This window comes from Hydrogenophaga bisanensis (assembly GCF_042665135.1).
GTDB classification, from domain to species: domain Bacteria; phylum Pseudomonadota; class Gammaproteobacteria; order Burkholderiales; family Burkholderiaceae_C; genus Hydrogenophaga; species Hydrogenophaga bisanensis.
This window is the reverse complement of the sequence record NZ_JBHTBX010000003.1, coordinates 327,457-347,474: the sequence shown is the minus strand read 5'-3', so window position 1 is coordinate 347,474 and position 20,018 is coordinate 327,457. Positions and strand designations below refer to the sequence as shown.

General features: G+C 66.7%; 22 protein-coding genes and 1 pseudogene. 7 read left to right on the top strand and 16 right to left on the bottom strand.

From position 1 onward, the window contains the following. Nucleotides 1-120: 120 nt before the first annotated feature. Nucleotides 121-972, bottom strand: a pseudogene (purM, locus tag ACFQNJ_RS07000) (phosphoribosylformylglycinamidine cyclo-ligase); the annotation flags it as partial. A 158-nt stretch (nt 973-1,130) separates the two neighbouring features. Here purM and ACFQNJ_RS06995 point away from each other — a divergent pair. The 5 genes from ACFQNJ_RS06995 to folK are packed head-to-tail and all read left to right on the top strand — an operon-like array spanning nt 1,131 to nt 5,831. Next, nucleotides 1,131-2,237, top strand: coding sequence for an AI-2E family transporter (locus tag ACFQNJ_RS06995; protein WP_374641235.1), 1,107 nt, complete (start codon nt 1,131-1,133; stop codon nt 2,235-2,237). A 17-nt stretch (nt 2,238-2,254) separates the two neighbouring features. Beyond that, complete coding sequence (hda, locus tag ACFQNJ_RS06990) at nt 2,255-2,941, top strand: DnaA regulatory inactivator Hda (protein ID WP_382255400.1); 687 nt, start codon at nt 2,255-2,257, stop codon at nt 2,939-2,941. Nucleotides 2,942-2,984: 43 nt separating this feature from the next. Further along, nucleotides 2,985-3,653, top strand: coding sequence for a histidinol-phosphatase (locus ACFQNJ_RS06985; RefSeq protein WP_382255368.1), 669 nt, complete (start codon nt 2,985-2,987; stop codon nt 3,651-3,653). Then, the gene (gene pcnB / locus ACFQNJ_RS06980) at nt 3,650-5,350 is read left to right on the top strand and encodes a polynucleotide adenylyltransferase PcnB (RefSeq protein ID WP_382255365.1); all 1,701 of its coding nucleotides are present in this window, start codon (nt 3,650-3,652) and stop codon (nt 5,348-5,350) included. Before ACFQNJ_RS06985 ends, pcnB begins: the two co-directional genes overlap by 4 nt. Before the next feature lies 1 nt (nt 5,351). After that, complete coding sequence (gene folK, locus ACFQNJ_RS06975) at nt 5,352-5,831, top strand: 2-amino-4-hydroxy-6-hydroxymethyldihydropteridine diphosphokinase (RefSeq protein WP_382255362.1); 480 nt, start codon at nt 5,352-5,354, stop codon at nt 5,829-5,831. Nucleotides 5,832-5,854: 23 nt separating this feature from the next. Here folK and ACFQNJ_RS06970 read toward each other — a convergent pair whose 3' ends face one another. From ACFQNJ_RS06970 to ACFQNJ_RS06960, 3 genes are read right to left on the bottom strand one after another with little or no spacing between them, the layout of a single operon-like run. Further along, nucleotides 5,855-6,451: a lysophospholipid acyltransferase family protein gene (locus ACFQNJ_RS06970; RefSeq protein WP_382255359.1), complete on the bottom strand. Its 597-nt coding sequence runs from the start codon at nt 6,449-6,451 to the stop codon at nt 5,855-5,857. Nucleotides 6,452-6,470: 19 nt separating this feature from the next. Further along, entirely contained in the window at nt 6,471-7,106 is a 636-nt protein-coding gene (pdxH, locus tag ACFQNJ_RS06965; protein WP_374641245.1) for a pyridoxamine 5'-phosphate oxidase, read from the bottom strand. Between the two features lie 20 nt (nt 7,107-7,126). After that, a complete protein-coding gene (locus ACFQNJ_RS06960; protein WP_382255355.1) occupies nt 7,127-7,687 on the bottom strand; it encodes a gamma-glutamylcyclotransferase in 561 nt (186 codons plus the stop codon). Nucleotides 7,688-7,896: 209 nt separating this feature from the next. On the opposite strand from ACFQNJ_RS06960, the gene ACFQNJ_RS06955 reads away from it, so the two are divergent. Further along, complete coding sequence (locus ACFQNJ_RS06955; protein ID WP_382255352.1) at nt 7,897-8,442, top strand: OmpA family protein; 546 nt, start codon at nt 7,897-7,899, stop codon at nt 8,440-8,442. 95 nt (nt 8,443-8,537) lie between these two features. On the opposite strand, the gene gloA is transcribed toward ACFQNJ_RS06955, so the two are convergent. The 7 genes from gloA to ACFQNJ_RS06920 all read right to left on the bottom strand — a co-directional run bounded on the left by gloA (nt 8,538) and on the right by ACFQNJ_RS06920 (nt 13,096). Next, nucleotides 8,538-8,951 carry a lactoylglutathione lyase gene (gene gloA, locus ACFQNJ_RS06950; protein WP_374641251.1) on the bottom strand — a complete coding sequence of 138 codons (414 nt, stop codon included), beginning with the start codon at nt 8,949-8,951 and terminating at the stop codon, nt 8,538-8,540. A 42-nt stretch (nt 8,952-8,993) separates the two neighbouring features. Continuing rightward, nucleotides 8,994-10,331 carry an ATP-binding protein gene (locus tag ACFQNJ_RS06945; protein WP_382255350.1) on the bottom strand — a complete coding sequence of 446 codons (1,338 nt, stop codon included), beginning with the start codon at nt 10,329-10,331 and terminating at the stop codon, nt 8,994-8,996. Continuing rightward, nucleotides 10,324-10,869: a heme NO-binding domain-containing protein gene (locus tag ACFQNJ_RS06940; RefSeq protein ID WP_382255348.1), complete on the bottom strand. Its 546-nt coding sequence runs from the start codon at nt 10,867-10,869 to the stop codon at nt 10,324-10,326. The genes ACFQNJ_RS06945 and ACFQNJ_RS06940 overlap by 8 nt, the downstream gene beginning before the upstream one ends. An 81-nt stretch (nt 10,870-10,950) precedes the next feature. Next, nucleotides 10,951-11,760 (bottom strand): SDR family NAD(P)-dependent oxidoreductase, encoded by an 810-nt coding sequence (locus ACFQNJ_RS06935; protein WP_382255345.1) that lies wholly within the window; start codon nt 11,758-11,760, stop codon nt 10,951-10,953. Between the two features lie 71 nt (nt 11,761-11,831). Then, nucleotides 11,832-12,077, bottom strand: a complete 246-nt coding sequence (locus tag ACFQNJ_RS06930; protein WP_374641260.1) for an RcnB family protein — start codon at nt 12,075-12,077, stop codon at nt 11,832-11,834. A gap of 111 nt (nt 12,078-12,188) precedes the next feature. Beyond that, on the bottom strand, nt 12,189-12,617 hold the full coding sequence (locus ACFQNJ_RS06925; protein WP_382255342.1) for a YeeE/YedE family protein: 429 nt from the start codon (nt 12,615-12,617) through the stop codon (nt 12,189-12,191). Continuing rightward, the gene (locus ACFQNJ_RS06920) at nt 12,614-13,096 is read right to left on the bottom strand and encodes a YeeE/YedE family protein (RefSeq protein WP_382255339.1); all 483 of its coding nucleotides are present in this window, start codon (nt 13,094-13,096) and stop codon (nt 12,614-12,616) included. Before ACFQNJ_RS06920 ends, ACFQNJ_RS06925 begins: the two co-directional genes overlap by 4 nt. A 74-nt stretch (nt 13,097-13,170) precedes the next feature. Between ACFQNJ_RS06920 and ACFQNJ_RS06915 the strand changes: the two genes are divergently transcribed. Continuing rightward, nucleotides 13,171-14,496 carry a leucine-rich repeat-containing protein kinase family protein gene (locus tag ACFQNJ_RS06915; protein ID WP_382255336.1) on the top strand — a complete coding sequence of 442 codons (1,326 nt, stop codon included), beginning with the start codon at nt 13,171-13,173 and terminating at the stop codon, nt 14,494-14,496. 15 nt (nt 14,497-14,511) lie between these two features. Here ACFQNJ_RS06915 and ACFQNJ_RS06910 read toward each other — a convergent pair whose 3' ends face one another. The 5 genes from ACFQNJ_RS06910 to ACFQNJ_RS06890 form a co-directional block, all read right to left on the bottom strand. Next, nucleotides 14,512-15,393 carry a hypothetical protein gene (locus ACFQNJ_RS06910; RefSeq protein ID WP_382255333.1) on the bottom strand — a complete coding sequence of 294 codons (882 nt, stop codon included), beginning with the start codon at nt 15,391-15,393 and terminating at the stop codon, nt 14,512-14,514. 160 nt (nt 15,394-15,553) lie between these two features. Then, the gene (locus tag ACFQNJ_RS06905) at nt 15,554-16,594 is read right to left on the bottom strand and encodes an acyltransferase family protein (RefSeq protein WP_382255330.1); all 1,041 of its coding nucleotides are present in this window, start codon (nt 16,592-16,594) and stop codon (nt 15,554-15,556) included. Nucleotides 16,595-16,643: 49 nt separating this feature from the next. Further along, on the bottom strand, nt 16,644-17,726 hold the full coding sequence (locus ACFQNJ_RS06900; RefSeq protein WP_382255327.1) for a phospholipase A: 1,083 nt from the start codon (nt 17,724-17,726) through the stop codon (nt 16,644-16,646). Between the two features lie 89 nt (nt 17,727-17,815). After that, nucleotides 17,816-18,370: an outer membrane beta-barrel protein gene (locus ACFQNJ_RS06895; protein ID WP_382255325.1), complete on the bottom strand. Its 555-nt coding sequence runs from the start codon at nt 18,368-18,370 to the stop codon at nt 17,816-17,818. A 135-nt stretch (nt 18,371-18,505) separates the two neighbouring features. Beyond that, the gene (locus tag ACFQNJ_RS06890; protein ID WP_382255322.1) at nt 18,506-20,011 is read right to left on the bottom strand and encodes a protein adenylyltransferase SelO; all 1,506 of its coding nucleotides are present in this window, start codon (nt 20,009-20,011) and stop codon (nt 18,506-18,508) included. Between the last annotated feature and the right edge of the window lie 7 nt (nt 20,012-20,018).

Below are 20,018 nucleotides of genomic sequence, written 5' to 3'. Positions count from 1 at the left end.
CGCGCCGAGCAGTTGTCCGCCTTCATCATCATGATCGCCGCTCGTTCTTCAGCCGTGAGTTGTTCGTAGTGCTTGCCCATCGCGGTACCTTACCGGTTGGGTGTTGCACTTGATTATTGATTCCGCCCAGGCAAACAGCTCGGTCTGCGGCCAGCTGCCCTTCTTCAGGTGCGCGGCCGTGCCTTCGGGCAGCACGCGCGGGATGTTTTCCAGCAGGCCGCCGCCGGTGATGTGGGCCAGGGCCTTGATCGGGTGCTGGGCCAGCGCGGCCAGCACGTTCTTGACGTAGAGGCGGGTGGGGCGCATCACCGCTTCCTTGAAAGGCATGCCGTCCAGGGTGGCGGGCAGGTCTGCACCGGCGCGCTCGATGCACTTGCGCACCAGCGAGAAACCGTTGGAGTGCACGCCATGCGAGGCCAGGCCCAGCACCACGTCACCGGGCTTGACGTTCTGGCCGGTCAGGATCTTGCTTTTTTCCACGGCACCGACGCAGAAGCCGGCCAGGTCGTACTCGCCGTCCGGGTACATGCCGGGCATCTCGGCGGTTTCGCCGCCGATCAGGGCGCAACCGGAGAGCTCACAACCCTTGGCAATTCCGCCCACCACGGCGGCCGCGGTGTCCACGTGCAGCTTGCCGCAGGCAAAGTAATCCAGGAAGAACAGTGGCTCTGCGCCCTGCACCAGCACGTCGTTGACGCTCATGGCGACCAGGTCGATACCCACGGTGTCGTGCATGTTCCACTCGAATGCCAGCTTGAGCTTGGTGCCCACGCCGTCGGTGCCCGAGACCAGCACCGGTTCCTGGTAGCGCTTGGGCACCTCGAACAGGGCACCGAAGCCGCCGATGCCGGCCAGCACACCTTCGCGCATGGTCTTCCTGGCCAGCGGCTTGATGCGCTCGACCAGGGCATCACCGGCGTCGATGTCAACGCCGGCGTCTTTGTAGGAGAGGGGAGTGTGGCTGGAGCTCATGGGTGCGGTCGGGCGCCAGGGGCGGTGGCGCAGGGCTTGGGGGAAGGGCGAAAAGCGGTTTCGTCTCGGGACCGGAGCGGCCCGATAGAATTTGCCTCTGATTTTACGGGTTTGCCCGCAGCCGCCTGCGCTTGCCCGTCCACCGAGCCTGATTGCCCATGAAATTCACCCACAACCAGATGCGCGCCGCTGCCTGGGCTGCCATTGCGCTGGCCATCTGGCTGTTGCTGACGCTGCTGGCGCCGGTGCTGATGCCTTTCCTGCTGGCCGCGGTGCTGGCGTATGCGCTGCATCCACTGGTCGAGCGGCTGCACGCGCGGCGCATTCCCCGCTGGCTGGGTGCGGGGGTGGCCATCACGCTGCTGATGCTGGTGCTGCTGGCCGTGGTGCTGCTGATCGTGCCGGTGATCACCAAGCAGGTGCCGCTGCTCAAGGAGCAGGTGCCCGCCCTGCTGGAGCGGGTCAACGAATCGCTGATCCCTCTGGCGGCGCGTTTTGGCATTGACCTGCAGATTGATGTGGCCCAGGTGCGCGAATGGCTGCGCGGGCTGGTCACCGGGCATGAAAGCGAACTCATCAACGGGCTGCTGTCGTCGCTGCGAATCGGCGGCAGCGCCCTGGCCGCCGTCTTCGGCAACCTGGTGCTCACACCCATCGTGGCCTACTACCTGCTGCTGGACTGGGGGCCGCTGGTCGAGCGCACCAAGGGCCTGATTCCGCCGCGCTGGCGCCTGGCCGTGCAAGGTTTTCTGGATGAGACCGACGAGGTGCTGGGCCAGTACCTGCGGGGTCAGTTGCTGGTGATGGGCGTGCTGGCGGTGTTTTACACCGTGGGGCTGGCACTGGTCGGCCTGAAGCTGGCGCTGCCCATCGGGGTGTTCACCGGCCTGGCGGTGTTCGTCCCTTACCTGGGCTTCGGGCTGGGGCTGGTGATGGCCTTGCTGGCGGCCGTGCTGCAGTTCCAGGCAGTGTGGGGTGTGGCCGCAGTGGCGGTGGTCTATGCCATCGGTCAGGTGGTCGAGAGCATGTACATCACCCCCCGCCTGCTGGGTGAGCGCATCGGCCTGCATCCGATTGCGGTGATCTTTGCGCTGATGGCCTTCGGCCATCTGTTCGGTTTTGTCGGGGTGCTGATTGCCCTGCCGGCCAGCGCTGTGCTGCTGGTGGCGATCCGCCGGGCCAAGCAGGGGTACCTGAGCAGCAACCTGTATCTGGAAGGCAGTCCGGAGCCGGTGTCTGCCGGCAACAAGGACGAGACGGCATGAGTCAGGCGGGTGTGCCCATGAAGCAGTTGGCACTGGACATCGGCCTGGCGCCGGTGCCCACGCTGGAGAACTTCGTGAGCGTGGGCAATGAGGCCGCGCTGGAGCACCTGAAGCTGTGGGTGGGCAACCCCCGCCGTTCGCCGGTGCCCACCTGCCTCTGGGGCGAGGGCGGCTCGGGCAAGACCCACTTGCTCAGAGCCGTGCGCCAGGCCCTGCAGGACGGCGGCGCCCGTGTCGGCTGGCTCGATGCGTCCATCCTTCACCCGGTCGATTACGACGACGCCTGGGAGGCGGTGATTCTGGACGACGTGCAGCTGTACACCGCCGAGCAGCAGGCCGCGGCCTTCAACTGGTTTGTGAATGCCCAGACGCCTGCCCATGGCCCGGCGCGCTGGGTGCTGGCGGCGGCCGACCGGCCGCCGGCCGACCTGCAACTGCGCGAGGACCTGCGCACCCGCCTGGGCTGGGGCCATGTGTTCCAGTTGCATGCCCTGGGCGAGGCCGAGCGTCGCTCGGTATTGCGCCGTGCGGCCGATGAGCGCGGGGTGTTTCTGGGCGATGAGGTCATGGACTTCATGCTCAACCGCTTCTCGCGCGATCTCTCCAGCCTCATGATGCTGCTGGACCAGCTCGATGGCTACGCCCTGCGCACCCAGCGGGCGATCACGATCCCGCTGATCAAGTCGATGCTGGAAAACGAATGACATTGGGACGCCCGACGGGGCGCACAACCGGACAGACCTTCACTTGAAACTCGCACTTTTCGATCTCGACCACACCCTGCTGCCCCTCGATTCCGACTACGCCTGGGGGCAGTTCACGGTCCGCCTGGGCTGGCGCGATGCCGAAACCCACACCCGGGCCAATGACGCCTTCTACGAGCAGTACAAGGCGGGCACACTGGACATCCACGAATACATCCGCTTCTCGGTGGCACCGCTGGCCGAGCACGGGCCGCAGAAGGCCGACGCGGCCCACCGCCGTTTCATGGACGAGGTGATCCTCCCGGCCATGCAGCCCCGGGCGATCGATCTGGTCCGCGCCCACCAGGCCGCCGGCGACCAGGTGCTGATCGTCACAGCCACCAACGAATTCATCACCCGCCCGATTGCGCATGCCTTTGGCGTGGACGAGCTCATTGCCATCGATCTGGAGCGCGATGGCCAGGGCAATCCGACCGGCGCCATCCGGGGCACGCCCTCGTTTCGCGAGGGCAAGGTCGCACGTGTGGAACAATGGCTGTCCGAACGCGGGCTGGACTGGTCCCGCGTGGAGCGCAGCACGTTCTACAGCGACTCCATCAACGACCTGCCGCTGCTCGAAAAGGTGCACGAGCCGGTAGCCACCAACCCGGACGAGCGCCTGCGTTCCATCGCCGACGGCCGGGGCTGGCGCATTCTGAACCTCTTCGAATGATCAAGAAATTCATCGACAAGCTGCTGGGTAAGGCCACGGGCCGCGGCAGCAAGGCTTCCCCCTTCGGCAAGCGCGAGGACGTGCCCGCGCAGGTGCACGGCATCGATCCCAAGCTGGTGGACCAGCGGGCCCTGGATGTGGTGCACACGCTCAAACAGGCCGGTTTTCAGGCCTACATCGTCGGCGGCGCGGTGCGTGACCTGCTGCTGGGGCTGCGACCCAAGGACTTCGACGTGGCCACCAACGCCACGCCCGAGCAGGTCAAGGGCCTGTTCCGCCGTGCCTTCATCATCGGCCGGCGCTTCCGGATCGTGCACGTGATCTACGGGCGCGGGCGCGAGCACGAGGTGATCGAGGTCTCGACTTTCCGTGCCTACCTGGACAGCGCCGATGCCGAGCAGGTGTCGGGCAATGAACGCACGTCCAAGGGCGAACTGGCCGGCATGAAGCATGCGGTGGACGCGAGTGGTCGGGTGCTGCGTGACAACGTCTGGGGCCCGATCGAGCAGGACGCGGCGCGGCGCGATTTCAGCATCAACGCGATGTACTACGACCCCGAGACGCAGATCGTGGTCGACTTCCACCACGGCATCCGCGACGCGCAGAAGAAGACGCTGCGCATGATCGGTGACGCGGCCACGCGCTACCGCGAAGACCCGGTGCGCATCATCCGCGCCGTGCGCTTTGCGGCCAAGCTCAACGCGCTGGGTTTCAAGCTGGACGCCAAGACCCGCGAGCCCCTGGTGGCCTCGCGCGACCTGCTGCGCGATGTGCCGCAGAGCCGCCTGTTCGACGAGATGCTCAAGCTGCTGCAGACCGGCCATGCGCTGGCCAGCATCGAGTCGCTCAAGACCTACGGCCTGGCCCAGGGCATCTACCCGTTGCTGGACCTGGTGGTCGAGCGCGCCGGGGACGATTTCGTGAAGCTGGCCCTGCAGGACACCGACCGCCGGGTGGGCGAGGGCAAGCCGGTGGCGCCCAGCTTCCTGCTGGCCTGCGTGCTGTGGGCCGACGTGCGCAAGGTCTGGGAGCGCCGCCTGCAGCCGCGTGGCAACCAGCGCCCGCCCACGCCCTTTGCCGCCCTGCAGGACGCGGTGGACGAGGCCTTCGATGCGCGCATCGGTGATGTCTCGGGCCGCGGCAAGCTGGGCACCGACATGCGCGAGATCTGGATGATGCAGCCGCGCTTTGACAAGCGGGTGGGGACGTCGCCTTTCAGTCTGGTGGAGCAGCCGCGCTTTCGGGCCGGCTTCGACTTCCTGCGCCTGCGCGCCCAGACTGGCGAGGTGGACGAGGAACTGGCGCACTGGTGGGAAACCTTCAGCATGGCCGACGACGACCACCGCCGGGACATGGTGGATGCGCAGCGCAAGGCCAACCAGCCCAAGGGCGCCGGTGGCGGTGGCAAAGCGCGCCGCGTGCGCAAGGGTGATGCGGACCATCCGGCAACCGCCGGCGGCCCGCAGCCGGCCGATGACCCGCGCTTTCGCCCGGTAGACGATGAGAACGCGCCGAATCGTGTGTCATACCGCAGCGCGTTCGCGCCCGACAGCGACACGGCCGAGGACGAGGAGCCTGCGGATGGCACCAGCGAGGGCAGCGCAGCGCCGGCCAAGAAGCGGCGCCGTCGCCGTCGCAAGCCCTCCGGAGGTGGTGGCGCAGGCGGTGAAGGCGGTTCAGCGCCCGCCGCTGAGTGACATGAGCCCGGCCCCGCGCCCGGTGGTCACGGCCTACGTGGCGCTGGGCGCCAACCTGGGCGATGCCGCGCAGACCCTGCGCGCCGCCCTTCAGGCGCTGGATGCCGCGCCAGGGGTCAGGCTGCGGCAGGCGTCGAGCCTGTACCGCACCGCACCCATCGAGTCCAGCGGACCGGATTACATCAACGCGGTGGCCGAAGTGGGCACCACACTGAATGCGCCCGATCTGTTGTCTGCCATGCAGGCCATCGAGAACGCCGCTGGCCGCGAGCGCCCTTACCGCAACGCGCCACGCACGCTTGACCTGGATCTGCTCCTGTACGGCAACGCCCATGTCGCATCACCGACGCTGACCGTGCCCCACCCCCGCATGAACGAACGGGCGTTTGTGCTGGTGCCCCTGGCCGAAGTGGCACCGCATCTGGTGGATGAGCGCGCGCTGACACGCGTACGGGATCAGGCCATCGAACGGATGGCCTGAGGCGGTCCTTTCGGTCGGGAGCCTCAGCGAGGACCGCTCTCGAACTGCTCGGCGTTCTTGCCCTTGAACGGCGCGTAGAAGGCCTTGATGGCGTTCATGTCGGCCTCGATGTCGCCGGTCGGTTCAAACAGGGGGCCTAGGCCGCTGCGTTTGGCCGCGTAGTCCATGTAGGCCATGACGATGGGCACGTCGGCCGTGCGGGCGATGTGATAAAAGCCGGTCTTCCAGTAGCGGGTCTTGCTGCGGGTGCCTTCGGGCGGCACGATGAGTTGCAGCGGGCCGTCGGCATCGCGGATGGCCTGAGCCGAGGCAGCGACCAGGTTGTTGGCCTGTTCGCGGTTGACAGCGATGCCGCCCAGCCAGCGCATCAGCGGACCGAAAGGTGCCTTGAAGATGGTGTGCTTGCCCATCCAGTAGGGATTGAGGCGCAAGGCAAAGGCCACCATGAGGGTGTAGGGCAGGTCCCAGTTGCTGGTGTGGGGGGCGGCAATGAAGACGCTCTTGGTGGCCTGCGGTGGCAGACTGCCTTCCACTTTCCAGCCGGTGAGTTTGAGGAACGCGACCGAAAAACCGCGCAGCAGCGTGTTGACCACCGGGGTGGTGAAGATGGTACGGTGCATGACAGCGGGCAGGCGACTTTCAGGGCGCCAACCGCTCGCGCAGCCAGCTGCCATCGTCCTGCAGGCTATAGCGCAGGCGGTCGTGCAGACGGCTCTTGCGACCCTGCCAGAACTGCCAGGTGTCGGGTTTCAGGCGGTAGCCGCCCCAGTGCGGCGGGCGCGGCGGATTGAGCAGGAATTGCGCGCCGTATTTGGCGGCGTTGGCCACCAGCACGGCACGGCTGTCGATGACCTCGCTTTGCGGGCTGGCCCAGGCACCGATGCGGCTGTCCAGCGGGCGGCTGTGAAAGTAGGCGTCGCTTTCCTCGGCGCTGACCTTCTCCACAATGCCTTCGATGCGCACCACGCGTTCGAGCTCCACCCAGTGGAACTGCAGCGCCGCGTAAGGGTTGCCAGCCAGCTGGCGGCCCTTCTGGCTGTGGTAGTTGGTGTACCAGACGATGCCGCGCTCGTCGTATCCCTTGATCAGCACCACCCGCGTGGTGGGCCGCAGGTCGGCCCCGACGGTGGCCACCGTCATGGCGTTGGGTTCGGGCACTTCGCCCTTGATGGCTTCGTTCAGCCACTGGTCGAACTGCTTCAGTGGGTCGGCGTGCGAAGCCGACTCGCTGAGTTCGGCCTTCTCATAGCTTTTGCGGAGGTCGGCGATGTTCATCGTGTCAGTATAGGTTCGGGTCACAAATGGTCGGCCAGTTGCAGCAGTCGGGCCAGGGCGTGGTCTTCAATGTCGTGGGCGCGCAGTCCATGCAATGTCTGACGGGCGTAGTCCAGGGTGCTGCCGTAACGACCTCGGGCGTGGGCAAAGATGTCGCGGTACTGCTCGTCGCTCAGCGGTCCCGTGTAGTTGGGGCTGCGCTCGGACAGCGTGAACGCCAGTGCCCGCACCGGGCCTTTCGGTGTGTGGCACAGCAACCATTTGGGGTCGTACACCGGGTTGGGCATCTCGCGTTCCCACAGCGCGGGCATGGTGGCTTCGACCTGGTCGTGCGGCAGGCGCAAGGCCACGCCGTCGCAGCAACCGCCGCGCATGAGCGCAAATACCAATCCCGGGCGCTCGGGCGTGCCGCGGTTGACCCGGCTCCACATGTGCAGGCAACGGTGGTAACCATGAACGCGGGCCGGGCGGTGTTCGGCGGCCTCGAATTCCGGGCGCCAGACCAGGGATGCGTAGCCGAAGACCCACAGATCCGCCTGGGGGCCGAGAGAGCGCCATTGATCGAGGGTCTGTGCCATCATGGCGGGGCCATTGCGTTCCGCGGGCACCCACGAGGTGTAGCGCAGCGGGCGTGGGGCGGGGGGCGCAAGGGCAGTGTCAGGGCGGGCCATCTAGAATAGCGGGTTGTGCGTGCAGACCTTGCCATTCTTGCGCATTGCACGCCGCGGCGCCAGCCGCCCGGTCATTGACCTGACACCCACCCGATACCCCCATCCGGAGCTTTCCCAATATGTCTTCCCAAGATAACGATCAGGACATTCGCGTTGTTGCCGTCGTGCTGATTTCCGCCATCCTGCTGGCCGTCGGCCTGGCCGTGGGCATGGGTATCCACAAGTCCCGCGCGGGTGCCGCCAAGGGCGCGCCGGCTGTTGCTGCACAGGCACCAGCCGCCGAGGCGTCCGCAGCGCCGGCTGCCGCCGCAGCGTCGGGCACCGTGGCTGCGGATGACGCCAGCATCGTTGTCGAGAATGGCGTGGTCAAGTTCTACTTTGCTTCCGGCAAGGCCGATCTGGCGCCGGGCGCCGCCGAGGCACTGAGCGATGCCGTCGCTGCAGCCAAGGGCGGCAAGAAGCTGGTGCTGTCCGGCTTCCATGATGCGACCGGTGATCCGGCCATGAACGCCGAGCTGGCCAAGAAGCGTGCCATGGCCCTGCGTGATGCCCTGGTGGCGGCGGGTGTGGCTGAGGCGTCCATTGAGCTGAAGAAGCCCGAGCAGGCCACTGGCACCGGCAACGACGCCGAAGCCCGTCGGGTGGAAGTCGTGATCGCCGACTGAGATCGCCGATCTGTTTGCCAGAAGAGCCCGGCTTTGTCCGGGCTCTGTCGTTTCTGGAAGAGGGGGGGCGGGCGGCGCGAGCCCGCGAGCTGCAGTCAGCGAAGTCCCTGGCCTGCCTGCTGTTCGGCGCGCTGGATCAGTTCGATCTTGTAGCCATCCGGGTCGGTCACAAACGCGATGACCGTGGTGCCCCCCTTGACCGGGCCGGGTTCGCGCGTGATGTTGCCGCCGGCGGCGCGGATCTTCTCGCAGGCCGCGTAGGCGTCGGGCACGCCCAGGGCGATGTGGCCGTAGGCGGTACCCATCTCGTATTGTTCCACCCCCCAGTTGTAGGTCAGCTCGATCTCGGCCTGGCCCGGGTTGCCCCCGTCAAAGCCCAGGAAGGCCAGCGAGTACTTGTACTCCGGGTTCTCCGAGGTGCGCAACAGCTGCATGCCCAGCACCTGGGTGTAGAAGTCGATGGAGCGCTGCAGGTTGCCCACGCGCAGCATGGTGTGTAGAAGTCTCATCTCGGTGTCCTCATCGTCGGGAAACCGGCGATTATGTGGGTTTCAGTGCGCGAACGCCGCCAGCAGGGCGCGAAGGGCATCCATGCGGAACGGTTTTGCCAGGAAGTCGTTCATGCCGGCCTGCAGGCAGCGTTCCCGGTCACTGGCGAAGGCATTGGCCGTCAGCGCGATGATGTGGGGCTGGTGTGGCAGGGGCAGGCTGCGGATGGCCTGCGTGGCCTCCACACCGTCCATGTCGGGCATCTGCATGTCCATCAGAACGATGTCGTAATCCTGGGCGGCCACCTTTTCCACCGCATCGACGCCGTCCTTGGCCACGTCGCCACGGATGCCCAGCTTGTCGAGCATGGCGACCGCCATGGTGCGGTTGATGTGGTCGTCATCGACCACCAGCACCCGCAGGGACGGTCGGGCGGCGGACGAGACCGGGCCCAGTTCGCCGGGCACTGTCTCGGCCGCGGCCTGGCCGTGACCGAGCCAGACATCAAACGTGAAGGTGGTGCCGCGGCCGTCCACGCTGGTGACCCGGATGCTGCCGCCCATGGCCTTGCACAGCTTCTCGCAGATGGCCAGCCCCAGGCCGGTGCCACCGTACTTGCGGGTGGTGGACGTGTCGACCTGGGAAAACGCCTGGAACAGCCGATCAAGGCGAGAACTGGGTATGCCGATGCCGCTGTCCCGTACGGTCACCTCCAGACGGATGCCCTCGGCGTTCCGGTCGGAGATGCGTGCTTCCATTTCCACCGATCCGTGCTCGGTGAATTTGATGGCATTGGACAGCAGGTTGGTGATCACCTGTCGCAGACGGGTACGGTCTCCGCTCACATGGGCAGGCAGATCCGGATCCAGGCGCATCTCCAGGCGCAGCCCTTTGCGTTCGGCCAGGGGCCGGTGCAATTCCAGGGTGTGCTGCAGCACCATTTCCAGATGGAAGGACCGGTCTTCCAGCTCCAGCTTGCCAGCCTCGATCTTGGAGAAATCCAGAATGTCGTTGATGAGCACCAGCAGGGCGTCCCCGCTGGCCCGGATGGTGCCGACAAATCCCCGCTGCTCGGCGGTGAGTTCGGTCAGATCCAGCAGCTGCGCCATGCCCAGAATGCCGTTCATCGGCGTGCGGATCTCGTGGCTCATCATGGCCAGAAACTCGCCTTTGGACCGGGTGGAGGCTTCGGCCCGCGCCACGGCCTTCTGCATTTCGGTGGTCCGCTGGGCCACCTGCTGCTCCAGTTCCTGGGTCAGCTTCAGCAGGGACCTATTGGACTCGTACAGCGCCAGGCTGCGTTCTTCGAGCAGGCGTTCGGCCTCCTTGCGGGCGACCCGTTCACGGGCCAGCGCCCGCTCCAGGCGGGCGACGTCTTCATTGAGTTCGGTATCAGGCATGTCGCAGCAACTCGAACCGGACGCTCCGTTGATCGCCATTGTCGACCGGGTTCGAGCGCACCGTCACCGATTGGCCGAAGTGATCGATGCAGCCTTCGATCAGCCCCAGCGCCAGCTCAGGCATGTGACGCGGGGACCGGTAGACCAGGACCAGCCGGTGCTCATCCTGATGCTCGACGTCAAAACGCGGCAACTGGGCATCGGGATACAGCTTGAGCACCTCGGCATGGATGATGTCCTCGATGCCGGCCAGGAAGCGCAGCGTGTCGGTCTGCCCTTCGACAAAACGGGGGTAGAGCCGGGCGAACCTGCCGAACAGATGGCGGCCGAAGGCATACAGCAGATCGGGCAAGGGCATGCCGGAGCGTCTCGACAACGCCGTCACCAGGGCCACCATTTCCTCGTGCGGGTAGGTGCCGACGGCCGTATAGGCGCCGCCGGACGGGACGGCAGCTTCCTCGATGATCTCGTCGACCATGCGCAGCGAGAAATGGTCCTCGACCATTTCCATGAACTCGGTGAAGACGACGCCTTTCATGCCTTCCTTATCGGCATCGGGGACGGGTTTTGTAGTCCCGATCGCTGCATCCTGTCACCATTTTGGTGCGAAATTCGGCACTCACACCGGGACGGTGTAGTTCAGCGTCATGCGGCCCCCGTCCACGGTGACAATTTCACCGGTGACGTAACTGGCGGCATCGCTGGCCAGCCAGGCCACCACATCGGCCACCTCGGCGGGTTCGCCCAGCCGTTTCATGGGCGTGCGGCTGAGGATCCGGCGCCGTGCCTCCTCGCTGGTCAGCACCGCCTTGGTCGCCAGTTCGGTGGCAATCGTGCCCGGCGCCACCGCGTTGACCCGGATGCCCTTGTCGGCCAGCGCCAGGGCCATCACCCGGGTCAGCTGGTTGATGCCGCCCTTGCTGACGTTGTAGCTGGCGATGTTGGGGATGGTCAGCACGCCGTTGACCGAGCTCATGTTGACGATGGCCCCGCCACCACCCTGGGCCACCATTTGCCGGGCCACGGCTTGACCCATGAGGAAGGAGCCTTTGAGGTTCACGCCCAGCACGGTATCGAAGTCTTCTTCGGTGACTTCGAGGAAATCGGCCGCCTTGAAGATGCCGGCGTTGTTCACCAGGATGTCGATCCGGCCATGGCGTTCGACGGCACGGGCCACGGCAGCTTGAACGTCGACGCTGTCACTGACATCGCAGCGGATGTAGTCGGCACCCAGTTCGATGGCCAGCTGGCGGCCCAGGGCATCGGCCACGTCCAGGATCACCACGCGGGCGCCTTCGCGGACCAACCGGCGGGCGCAGGCCTCGCCGATACCTTGTGCCCCACCGGTGATGAGGGCGACGCGGCCCTCAAGGCCGAAGCGGATGGCGGACGGGTTCGGGGATTCGGAAATGGAAGTGGAGGCGTTCATCCCTCCATGCTAGCGACCTGGCGCCTAGGGCGCCGCGGCACCGCAGCTTCGCATGGGGTTATGGTTGTCTCTCAGTGGCCCAGGACCACCTGGGTGATCAGGCCGTTGCGTGCGGCCACCAGCACGAAATCGGGGCCCAGCTGGAACCAGCGCTGGTGCCTGGGTGGCCGGGGCAGGCCCCAAGGGCGATGGTCGGCGACCGCATACTGCGGGTGGCGGTAGGGTGCCGGCAGGGGCTGCCCCCGGCGGAAAGCGTCTCCGCGGGCGCTGAGGTAACGCAGACGCAGGACGGGGCGATCGATGCTGGCCATGAGCATGGGGGTCTCCTTCTGTCAGACGAACCCCCATGTTGTGTCACGGATGTGTCGTTTCGATGACGTGCCCGGTGGCCGTTTGCAAGCACATGTGCCGTTTCGTAAGCGGCAGGTTCAACGCCGGCTGGCCATCAGGCCCTGGGCCAGGGCGCCGGCCGCGATGCCACCGATGGCCCACAGCAGATCCCAGTTGCCGGTGCCCAGACCAGCGATCGCCGGTCCGGGGCAGACACCGCACAGGCCCCAGCCGATGCCGAACAGGGCAGCGCCCGCCAGGGTGTCACGGTTCCATTCACTCACGTGGGCGTGGAAACGTTCACCCAGCAAGGGCCTGCCCAGCACCCGGGGGACCAGCTGGTAGGCCAGCAGGGTCACCACCACGGCGCCGCCCATCACCAGCATCAGGCCCCAGTCCTCAAAGCGCAGGAAGCTGAGCACCACCTCTGGCTGAACCATGGTGGACAGCGACAGGCCGAAGCCAAACAGGCCGCCGGCCAGCAGGGCTGCCAGACCGGTGACCAGGGATTTGTTCCGTGCGCTCATGCGGTCCACCACCCGACGAGGTTGGCTGTGAGAAAGGCCGTGGCCATGAAGGTGAGCACCGCCAGCAGGGACGGCCACTGCAGAGAGCCCAGGCCGCAAATGCCGTGGCCGGAGGTGCAGCCGTTGCCCAGGCGCGCGCCAAAACCCACCAGAAAGCCGCCGATGACCAGCATCGGAACCGGCACCGATGTGCTCAGGGCCTGACCATCCGAGAAGGCCAGCCACCAGACCAGTGCCCCGCCGATCAGCCCGGCCGCATAGGCCAGGCGCCAGCCGCGCGAGTCGAGGTATCTGGCCTGTTGGAAGTAGGGCTGGCGCAGCAGATAGGACCAGGTCGACGAGAACACCGAACTCATGCCACCCACCAGACCGGTGAGCACGAAGAGCAGGGCGACGCCGGCGCCAATGACCAGTCCGCCGACCAGGTAGTGTTGCCAGCCCAGCGGAAAGAGGGTGGCGAGCAGGGAGTCGTTCATCATGGGGGCGATTATCTGGCGGACCCGAAAACGCTGCTGCTGCACGGGGCTGTCCGCTGAGACAATCACGGCATGACATGCCCGACATCGACCCAATGAGCCAGGAGACCCTGGAGCGCCTGCGCGCGGGCAAACTGGCGGGTGCGCGCCGGCTGGACCTTTCGGCTGGACTCACGCGTTTTCCCGCAGAGATCTTCGACCTGGCCGACACGCTGGAGGTACTCAACCTCAGCGGCAACCGTTTGCAGGATTTGCCTGCCGACCTGGGGCGACTGCACCGGTTGCGTATCCTGTTCTGTTCGGACAACGATTTCGACCACCTGCCCGAGAGCGTGGGGGATTGCCCTGCCCTGGAGATGGTGGGCTTCAAGGCCAACCGCATTGCGGTCGTGCCTGCGCAGGCACTGCCGGCCCGGCTGCGCTGGCTCATCCTCACCGACAACGCCATCGGCGATTTGCCGCCCGCGCTGGGGGAGCGGCCCGCCCTGCAGAAGCTCATGCTGGCGGGCAACCGCCTGAAGGCGTTGCCAGACTCGCTGGGGCAGGCGCGCCGCCTGGAGCTGCTTCGCCTGTCGGCCAACGAATTCTCCTGCCTGCCGCCCTGGTTGACCCGCCTGCCCCGGCTCAGCTGGCTGGCGTTGTCAGGCAACCCGCTGCCCTGGCACCGTCCGTCGCCGGCTCCCCTGCCGGTGGTCGCCTGGTCAGCCCTGACGATGGGTGACCGTCTGGGCGGTGGTGCCTCGGGCGACATCTACCGGGTGCGGTGTGCCGATGGTCCCATGGCCGGGGATGAACTGGCGCTCAAGCTGTTCAAGGGCGCCGTGACCAGCGACGGGTTGCCGCAGGACGAACTGACGGCCTGCCTGTGTGCGGGTGAACACCCGGCCCTGACGACGCCCGTGGCGGTGCTTGGTGGTCATCCACAGGGTGTGCAGGGGCTGCTGATGCCGCTGCTCCCACAGGGGTATGTGAACCTGGCCGGCCCGCCCAGCATGGACAGCTGCACGCGTGACGTGTATCCCGAGGGTTGGGTCATCGGGTCCGGCCCGGTTCGGCAGCTTCTGTCGGACATGGCCTCGGCGCTGGCACAGCTGCACGACCGAGGGATCATGCATGGCGACTTCTACGGTCACAACATTCTCTGGCAGCCAGACACCGGTCAGGCCAGGCTGGGTGACTTTGGTGCGGCCAGCTTGCTGCCGCAGGACGAGCCGGCGCTGGTGCGGTCTCTGCTGGCCCTGGATGTCAGGGCCTTTGGCTGCCTGATGGAAGAGATGATCGAGCGCTGCAGGGACGCCGATCCGTCCTGGCTGGCGCAGATGGCATCGCTTCGGGATGCCTGTCTGGCGGACAACCCCGACCATCGCCCGGAGATGGCCGACGTGGCCGCGTGGCTGCGCTGATCAGGCGACCCAGGATCAGGCAACCAAGGTGCCGCGAAGCTGGCCGTTGGCCGCCGGCTCAGCCGGGGGACGCTGGCCGTGCAGCGGTTCGCCATGGGCGTGCAGAACCCGCAGGGCCGGGCCCATGGCTTCCCGAATGGTGGGCACTTCCCCCCAGGTGCTGACAATGCCCGGGTAGTCGCGATTGGCCTGGGCGATCAGGTCACGCTGACCTTCAATGCCGGCCAGGGTCTGGCCAAAGCGCTGCTCGATGCGGTTGATGTCGTCGCGGTGGCATTCGATCACCTGCTGAACGTGGCGCGCCTCTTCCAGCGGCACCTGTGTGGCGTCGTCGTACAGGCCGAACACCAGGGATTCGACCAGGCGGCGCTTGCGCAGCCCGGCCTCCAGATCGGACGCGTTGCCCCAGCAGTTGTAGCGCAACTGGAACCATGCCTCGGCGCGGTCTCCCCGGGCCACGGCTTCCAGCAGCGGGTGATGGGCCGTCAGCGCCTGCGTGCCACGGCCGAATGTCAGCGACACGATGGCCAGTTTCTCGTCCGAATGGGGCATGTCCAGGCGATTGGCGTGGACTTCGTGATCGCGGGTGGCGGCCACCAGCAGCCGGTTGGCCTCGGCCTCGGTCAGCACCTTGTCCAGGGCGAGGGCCACCGCCGGCCGTTCGGCGGGTGTCGCCGCATCGATGGCGCGGACCTGCTCCCAGCCTTGGGTGGTCAGATCGATGCCGGCATCCCGCCAGATCTGCTCGTTGTTGGCCCGGTGAAACCCGTAGCCCCACCCGATCACGACGCGGCCGTCGTTCAGACGCCGGACGCGGCGATGCAAGGTGCCTGATTCAGCGATCAGGAGGCGCAGCCGGTGGGCATACTGTTCAGCGGTGAGGAGCTTGTAGCGCATGAAATGGGGGGACCGTGCAGGCAGGCTTGTGGCGTTTCTGTAGGCCAAAAGAACTCGTGACCGATGTTAGCCGTTGGTAGGGTGTTTATCGGTAACGGGTTGTCAGAAATGAGGCGATTTACTCACAAATGATGGAATAACGCTCACTTTTCAAGAGCATTCAGGGTTTACCCTTGGGTGTTTCGCGGGGAGTCAACCATTCTGTCAACCCGGCCCCCAGCGCAATGCTCAGGGCCCAGCTGGCCAGCAGGCCCGCGATGGCGGGCACAAGCTGGCCGGGCCACCACCAGGCCACCAGCGCACCCACCGCCAGCACGACCGGGTAGTGCAGCAGAAAGACCGCGTAAGACCAGCGGGCCAGGGCGGCCACCGCGCCTCGCAGGCGCATGCCGACCAGTGGCCAGGCCGCGCCCCCCAATGCCAGCCAGCCAGCCGTCAGTCCGGCCAGAGCCAGCCGCGGCCGCCATTCGATGAACAGTCCGGCCACGACCAGCAAGGCGATCAGCAGCGTGCCGGGCCATCGGCGGGTTTGCGACGACACCCACCAGGCCATCACGCCCAGCCCGTAGGCCGCCATGAAGTAGGGTGCCCACACGTCACCCGCATCAATGCGGTTGAGCCAGAAAATGGACAGCACCGTCAGCACAGACACGGCCGCTGTGGCCAGCCAGCCCGAACCCAGCAAGGCCACCAGCGTGGCCAGCAAGGCGTACAACTGCCAGTCGATGGCCACGTACCAGACGCCGGCGCTGAGCGCGGGTTGACCGACGATGTCCTGCAGGAACACGGCGTGCGCCAGCATCTGGGCCAGGGTCGGCGCTGCCGGCGTGTCGCTGTCGCTGATCAGTTGCCTGGCCAGTGCAGCGGCGGCAATCGCCAGCAGCATGGCCAGCCAGAAGGGCTGCCCCAGCCGAAGGGTGCGCTGGTGCAAGCGTTGCAGCCAGCGTCCGGCGCCACCGCCAGGTCGGGGGGCCCAAGGGGCCGGCAGCAGGCTGCGGGCGGCCAGGTAACCCCCCGTCACCAGAAACACCTGCACCGCCCAGCGCAGAGGGCCGGCCACCCAGTCCCAGAAATCGGCTGCCAGCGGAGCCACGGTGGCCGACATCGGGCCATAGAGGGCGAAGTGGTGCCAGAGGATGACCTGGGAGGCCAGGGCTTTGGCCAGGTCGATGCCCGGCAGGGAGTCGGAGACGGTGCGCATGCGGCCCCGATTGTCGCGCAGGGCCACCGCTGACCCGTGATTCGATGCGCTACAGCAGCCAGGCGCCCAGCTGGACCCCGACGCCCAGGCTGCGCGTGCGGTGGTTGTAGTCGATCAGGCTTTCACCATAGCCGTCAAACCACTGGACGTAGCCGCGCAGGTTCTTGTAAAGGGGAAAGCTCCAGTCCACCTGCCAGGCCCCCCGGTGGGTGCTGAGGTTGCGGCGCAGCATGGCGCTGAACTCGTGCTCACCGGCGCTGTAGATGGCGGTCAGCTCCATGCGGCCGAGGTAGTCGACGATGTCCGGATTGTCGTCCCTGGCGGCTTCCTCGCTCAGGCGGTGCCACACCCGCAGGTTCAGGGCGAAGGGGCGACGTTCCCACAGGGTTTCGGCGATCGCGCGGTTCCAGCTGCGCGAGAGCGGGCCGGTCTGGCCATTGGACTGGTGGTTCAGCCCCAGGCTGAACATCCGGAACTGACCGCCCATGAAGGGCAACTCGGTGCGCCAGCGTGCCCAGATCTCCGGCTCGTGGTTGGTTTCGCGGAACGGCGAGGAGATCTCCTTGTTGAACATCTGCCAGAAGGATCGGTTGGTGTAACCGGCCATCACATCCACAGGGGCGCCCATCACATTGAGTAGCAGCGGGGCTTTCAGGCTGATCTGGAACTTGGCCTCGACGTTTTCGAACACCGGAGCATCCTTGCCCAGCGCCGCGCTGAACGGCGCCTGGTGGGGGCTGGTGAACTGACGGCCGAAGATGAAGTAGGCGGGCCGGTTCAGGGTCAGGGTGTAGGGGTTGTCGAAAGAGGCCCATTCACCGAACAGACGGCGGGTGGCTCCCTCGCTGGCCTGAGGGGTGGGCGGCGGCGCCTCGGGTGGCGTGCCTGCCGGGACTTCCGCCTTGGCAACGGCTTCCTCGGGGGCTGCTGCGGCCTCGAGTGTTTCACAGGATGCCCGAACCTGCGCCAGCGTGGTGTCGGCCGGCGCCAGGCGCAATTGCTCCAGCCAGCATTTCTCCAACCGCGCTGACCACACCGGGTCAGGTTCTGAAGGCTTGGCCGCGGTCTGTGCGAGGGCGGGTGCCGCCAGCGAAGCGGCCAGGACGAAGATCGGCAGGGTCGGGCGGGGCATTGGGTGGGTGGTCAGTGAATGGGTCCGGTGATGCTACCGGAGCCCGCTGTCGCCCAGAGCACCCAGAGACCCCGGGTGTGGCGTTTTCGTCAGAACCGGTAGCCGATGCTCAGGGTGTAACCCTCGATGCGGGCGCCGCCCTTGTTGTAGTAGTTCATGTAGTCGGCGCTGAAGGTCAGGTTCTTGCCGGGAATCAGGCGCAGCCCGCCGCCGTACGAGATGTCGGTATCTTCGGCACTGCCCAGGCCCTTGAACTGCAGTTCGCTGCGGGCCTGTCCGACACGCCCGAACAGCTCGACCGGGCCGACGCCGAAACGGCCACCCACGTACACACCCAGAATCTGGCTGATCTTGGCCCGACCGCCCAGAATCTCGCTGTTGTCGCTGCGGAATGGGTCGTCGGAGAGGTGACCGGCGGCCAGGGCCTCGAAGGTCAGGCCGGCAAACGGGGACACCCCCAGCACGGCGCGACCCATCGACGGGCTGGCCTTGGCGGAGATGCCGAGCAGGGGTACCGACAGCTGGGTGGACATGGCGGCGTAGCCCAGTTCGCCATAGACCGTTTGTGCTTGCGCGGTGCCAGCGACGGCGCCGAAGGCAGCGGTCAGGACCAGTGCGGGAAGAAGGCGGGTGCGTGTGCTCATGGTCATCCTCGTGAGGTTGGAAAGAAACAACCCCGGAGTCTAGTGGGCACGGCTTGCGGAGGGCCGTTCAGTTATGACTGACCGCCGATCTTGCAATCGGTCACATCTGCCAAGGGTTGGGGGACTTGGGCGCCCTCAGGTACCGCAGAAGGTGCGAAAGCCCTGGGTCTGTTCCGGGGTGCCGGGCAGTGCGCACAAGGCATCTTCCGGTCGCTCATCCCAGGGGCGCGTGATGACCGACAGCAGGCGGTCGAACAGGCGCAGATCGCGGGATTCGGTCGCGGCGTCCAGCGCGTTCTCGACCAGGTGGTTGCGCGGTATGTAGACCGGGTTGGTCCGGTCCATCTGTGCCGGGATGTCGAGGGCCGCTGCCCCTTGGGCCTGGAGGCGGGCTTGCCAGCGATCCAGCCAGGCCGACAGCCCGGGCTGGCCGTCGCCGAACAGCAATTGGAGGGCCTGCGGCTGCCCCCTGAGCACCGCCGACAGGCGACGGAAGCCGAGGGTGAAATCCACCTGATGGGTGTGCAGCAACTCCAGGTAATCGTTGATCAGCGCACGGTCTTGCTCATCGGTACCCGCCAGGGGCTTCAGGCCGAGCTTGCCGCGGTGAACCGCCAGCCAGTGCCCATCGAACTGGTCCGGGAAGCGGTCCAGCGCCTCGGTGGCCAGGGTCACCGCGCGGTCGCTGTCTTCATCGATCAGCGGCAGCAGGGTCTCCGCCAGCCGCGCCAGGTTCCACTGGGCAATGCCGGGCTGGTTGCCAAAAGCGTAACGACCCCGGCGGTCAATCGAGCTGAACACCGTGGCCGGATCGTAGGCTTCCATGAAGGCACAGGGGCCGTAGTCGATGGTCTCGCCGGAGATCGTCATGTTGTCGGTGTTCATGACGCCGTGGATGAAACCCACGCCCATCCAGCGCGCCACCAGGCTGGCCTGACGTTCGGCCACGCGCTGCAGCAGGGCCAGGCAGCGGCCGTCCTGACCGGCCAGATCCGGGTCGTGCCGGTTGATCACGTAATCGGCCAGGCGCTGTACTCGGGCGGTGTCCCGCCGGGCCGCAAAGAACTGGAAGGTGCCCACCCGCACGTGGCTGGCGGCCACCCGGGTGAGGATGGCGCCTGGCAAGGGGCGTTCGCGGTAGATGGTCTCGCCCGTGGTCACGGCCGCCAGCGTGCGGGTGGTGGGAATGCCCAGGGCCTGCATGGCTTCGCTGATCAGGTACTCGCGCAGCACCGGTCCGATGGCGGCTTTTCCGTCGCCGCCGCGGGAGAACGGCGTGCGGCCCGAGCCCTTGAAGGCGATGTCTCGGCGCTGTCCCTGGCGGTCGATGACTTCGCCCAGCAGGAGCGCTCGGCCATCACCGAGTTGCGGCGAAAACCCGCCAAACTGGTGTCCGGCGTAGGCCTGTGCCACGGGTTGGGCGCCGTCGGGCACGGTGTTGCCGGCCAACACGGCCAAGCCTGCCTCGGTGTCCAGTGCGTTGGCGTCCAGCCCCAGCTCCTCGGCCAACGCACGGTTCAGACGCAGCCATCCGGGGGCCGGGGAGGCGGCGGGCTGCCAGGCCACCGACATGCCATCCAGCTCACGGGCATAGGTGTTGTCGAAGGTGAACAGGGGTGGGTTGCAGGCGGAATGGCTCACTCGGACT

Bases quoted from the DNA above. Each gene is read 5' to 3' on its own strand.
- ACFQNJ_RS06930 (WP_374641260.1), bottom strand. From the start codon at position 12,077: ATGCTCATGGCCAGCATCGATCGCCCCGTCCTGCGTCTGCGTTACCTC.
- folK (WP_382255362.1), top strand. From the start codon at position 5,352: ATGAGCCCGGCCCCGCGCCCGGTGGTCACGGCCTACGTGGCGCTGGGC.
- ACFQNJ_RS06995 (WP_374641235.1), top strand. From the start codon at position 1,131: ATGAAATTCACCCACAACCAGATGCGCGCCGCTGCCTGGGCTGCCATT.
- ACFQNJ_RS06955 (WP_382255352.1), top strand. From the start codon at position 7,897: ATGTCTTCCCAAGATAACGATCAGGACATTCGCGTTGTTGCCGTCGTG.
- pcnB (WP_382255365.1), top strand. From the start codon at position 3,650: ATGATCAAGAAATTCATCGACAAGCTGCTGGGTAAGGCCACGGGCCGC.
- ACFQNJ_RS06910 (WP_382255333.1), bottom strand. From the start codon at position 15,393: ATGCGCTACAAGCTCCTCACCGCTGAACAGTATGCCCACCGGCTGCGC.
- ACFQNJ_RS06945 (WP_382255350.1), bottom strand. From the start codon at position 10,331: ATGCCTGATACCGAACTCAATGAAGACGTCGCCCGCCTGGAGCGGGCG.
- ACFQNJ_RS06970 (WP_382255359.1), bottom strand. From the start codon at position 6,451: ATGCACCGTACCATCTTCACCACCCCGGTGGTCAACACGCTGCTGCGC.
- ACFQNJ_RS06935 (WP_382255345.1), bottom strand. From the start codon at position 11,760: ATGAACGCCTCCACTTCCATTTCCGAATCCCCGAACCCGTCCGCCATC.
- ACFQNJ_RS06920 (WP_382255339.1), bottom strand. From the start codon at position 13,096: ATGATGAACGACTCCCTGCTCGCCACCCTCTTTCCGCTGGGCTGGCAA.
- ACFQNJ_RS06915 (WP_382255336.1), top strand. From the start codon at position 13,171: ATGCCCGACATCGACCCAATGAGCCAGGAGACCCTGGAGCGCCTGCGC.
- ACFQNJ_RS06940 (WP_382255348.1), bottom strand. From the start codon at position 10,869: ATGAAAGGCGTCGTCTTCACCGAGTTCATGGAAATGGTCGAGGACCAT.
- ACFQNJ_RS06895 (WP_382255325.1), bottom strand. From the start codon at position 18,370: ATGAGCACACGCACCCGCCTTCTTCCCGCACTGGTCCTGACCGCTGCC.
- ACFQNJ_RS06905 (WP_382255330.1), bottom strand. From the start codon at position 16,594: ATGCGCACCGTCTCCGACTCCCTGCCGGGCATCGACCTGGCCAAAGCC.
- hda (WP_382255400.1), top strand. From the start codon at position 2,255: ATGAAGCAGTTGGCACTGGACATCGGCCTGGCGCCGGTGCCCACGCTG.
- ACFQNJ_RS06900 (WP_382255327.1), bottom strand. From the start codon at position 17,726: ATGCCCCGCCCGACCCTGCCGATCTTCGTCCTGGCCGCTTCGCTGGCG.
- ACFQNJ_RS06960 (WP_382255355.1), bottom strand. From the start codon at position 7,687: ATGATGGCACAGACCCTCGATCAATGGCGCTCTCTCGGCCCCCAGGCG.
- pdxH (WP_374641245.1), bottom strand. From the start codon at position 7,106: ATGAACATCGCCGACCTCCGCAAAAGCTATGAGAAGGCCGAACTCAGC.
- ACFQNJ_RS06925 (WP_382255342.1), bottom strand. From the start codon at position 12,617: ATGAGCGCACGGAACAAATCCCTGGTCACCGGTCTGGCAGCCCTGCTG.
- gloA (WP_374641251.1), bottom strand. From the start codon at position 8,951: ATGAGACTTCTACACACCATGCTGCGCGTGGGCAACCTGCAGCGCTCC.